Source organism: Caballeronia sp. M23-90, from assembly GCF_053574605.1.
In genome coordinates this window covers 1-2,748 of sequence record NZ_JBSIPA010000647.1, presented here as the reverse complement: position 1 = coordinate 2,748, position 2,748 = coordinate 1, and the positions used below count along the sequence as shown (strand labels likewise).

3 protein-coding genes are annotated in these 2,748 nt (G+C 64.1%); all 3 read left to right on the top strand.

Features of this window, described 5'->3' with window-relative positions; genetic code table 11:
- The coding region (locus tag ACRXB1_RS34075) for an ABC transporter permease (protein ID WP_449494544.1) at positions 1-836 on the top strand (836 nt) is incomplete at its 5' end.
- A complete protein-coding gene (locus ACRXB1_RS34070; protein WP_449494543.1) occupies positions 833-1,795 on the top strand; it encodes an ABC transporter permease in 963 nt (320 codons plus the stop codon). The genes ACRXB1_RS34075 and ACRXB1_RS34070, both read left to right, overlap by 4 nt.
- 65 nt (positions 1,796-1,860) lie before the next feature.
- On the top strand, positions 1,861-2,748 hold an 888-nt coding region (locus tag ACRXB1_RS34065), incomplete at its 3' end, for an ABC transporter ATP-binding protein (protein WP_449494545.1).

Sequence of the window (2,748 nt, the reverse complement as noted above, 5' to 3'; positions counted from 1 at the left end):
TGGCACTCGGGCAGGCTGCGACACCGCAAGCCGTGACGGCGCTGCGGCATCAGCTTGGTCTCGACCAGCCTGCGCTGCAACGCTACTTCGAGTGGCTCTATCAAATTGTTTCGGGCAATTTCGGTACGTCGATGTCGAACAGCTTGCCGGTCAGCCAGATGATCGCCACGCGCCTGCCTAACTCGCTCGTGCTGGCGGGACTCACGACGATCGTGTCCGTGCCGGTAGCCTTGCTGATCGGGATTTCATCGGCGATGTTCCGCGGTTCGCTGCTCGACCGCGTGCTCAACGTGCTGACGCTTTCCACCGTCGCGGTGCCGGAGTTCCTGATTGCGACCATCGCAGTGCTGGTCTTCGCGGTGAAGCTGCGCTGGCTGCCGGCGTTGTCCTACTTGTCGGAAGTGTCGTCGTTCGGCGGTTTGCTGCGCATCTATGCCATGCCCGTGATGACGCTGTGCTGCGTGATCGTGGCGCAGATGTCGCGGATGACGCGCGCCGCCGTGCTCGACCAGCTCAATAGCTCGTATGTCGAGATGGCGATCCTCAAGGGTGCGTCGCCCATGCGTGTCGTGCTGCGCCACGTGTTGCCCAATACCATCGGTCCGATTGCCAACGCCGTGGCGCTGAGCCTCTCGTACCTCTTCGGCGGCGTGGTGATCGTGGAATCGATCTTCAATTATCCCGGCCTCGCGAGCCTGATGGTCGATGCCGTCACCAACCGCGACATGCCGCTCGTGCAGGGTTGCGTGATGGTTTTTTGCGCGGCTTACCTGGCGCTCGTGCTGATTGCCGATCTGGCTCAAATCGTTTCAAACCCGAGGCTGCGTCAACGATGAACCGACCTGCCCATCCCCCTCTGCCGCATGCCGGCACCGAGCTCTACAGCGACCAGGCGGTCGACGCGACAGGCATACCGGTCACGCCGGGCGCGCCCATCGTGGAAATCGCCCCGAAGAGGCAAGGCCTCTTCAAGCGGCTCCTGCGGCGCTTCTCGGTGCTGGGTCTTATCGGCCTCGTGATCGTGCTGTTCTGGATGATCATTGCAATCATTGGACCGCTGATCGCGCCTTACAAGGCCGGCGCACTGTCTTCGGTCGACGTGTTCGGGCCGTCGAGCCGCGCCTTTCCGCTGGGAACCGATTACCTCGGCCGCGACATGCTCAGCCGGATTCTCTACGGCACGCGCTATACGGTCGGCCTCGCGTTGATGGCCGCGCTGCTCGCGAGCGTGATCGGTACGTTCTTCGGCCTGCTCGCGGCGGTGTCAGGCCGATGGCCGGATGAAATCATGAGCCGTCTCTTCGATGCGCTCATCTCGATTCCGAGCAAAGTGCTCGCGCTGGTCGTGATCGCGGCATTCGGTTCGTCTATTCCGATGCTGACCGGCGTCGCCGCGCTCGCCTACATTCCCGGTGCGTTCCGGATCTCGCGCTCGCTCGCGGTGAACCTGATGACGCTTGAATACGTGCAGGTCGCCCGGGCGCGCGGCGAGGGCCTCTTCTATATTGCGCGCCGCGAAGTGTTGCCTAACATGATCCATCCCATGCTCGCCGACTTCGGCTTGCGCTTCGTGTTTATCGTGCTGCTTTTGAGCGGACTGAGTTTCCTCGGTCTTGGCGTGCAGCCGCCCAATGCCGACTGGGGGTCGCTCGTGCGCGAAAACATTGGCGGCCTCGCGGACGGCTCGCTCGCCGTGCTGATGCCGGCCATTGCCATCGCGACGCTCACGATCGGCGTGAACCTTTTCATCGACAACCTGCGCCGCCGAGGCTCGCGTGCGCAAGGAGGTGCGTGATGTCAACTTATACGGCCACTCATACGTCCACTTATACGAACCCCGAAGCCGATACGGGCAGCAGCATGATCGAGGTCCGGGGCTTGCGCGTGGTTGCGGGCGCGGCGCCCGATCCGGTGGTCGAGATCGTGAAGGGCGTGGACTTCACGGTCAGGCGCGGCGAAGTGCTGGCGCTGATCGGCGAGTCGGGGTCGGGGAAGACGACCATCGCGCTGGCTCTCCTCGGCTACGCGCGCGCGGGATGTTCGATCAGCAGCGGCTCCGTGCGAGTGGGCGAGTTCGATGTGCTCTCGCTCGACGTGAAAGGCCGGCGCGCGCTGCGTGCCCGCACGGTAGCGTATGTTGCCCAGAGCGCGTCGGCGGGTTTCAACCCGGCGCGCACCATCATGGATCAGGTCACGGAACCGGCGCTGCTGCACAAGCTCATGTCGCGCGATGCGGCGCGTGCGAAAGCAGTCGGCTTGTTCCGCGCCCTCGCGTTGCCAGAGCCCGATACGATCGGCGAGCGCTATCCGCATCAGGTCTCGGGCGGCCAGTTGCAGCGCGTGATGGCCGCAATGGCGCTGATCACGGACCCGCAAGTGGTCGTGTTCGACGAACCCACCACCGCGCTCGACGTGACGACGCAGATCGAAGTGCTGGCGGCCTTCAAGAAAGTGATCCGTGAGCTCGGAACGACGGCAATCTACGTGTCGCACGATCTTGCGGTCGTCGCGCAGATGGCCGACCGGATCGTCGTGCTCAACGGCGGCTGCGTGAAGGAGAACGGGCTGGTGGCGCAAGTCCTCGACGCTCCTGTCGATGCCTACACGCGGCAATTGCTCGCGGCCACGCGCAGGCCCGAACCCGAAGCAATCGTGCGCACTCGTGCGGAGTCGCTCAAGGGTCCGTTGCTCGAGATTCGCGCGCTCTCGGCGGGATATGGCCGTGTCGACCGGTTTGGCGTGCCTGCA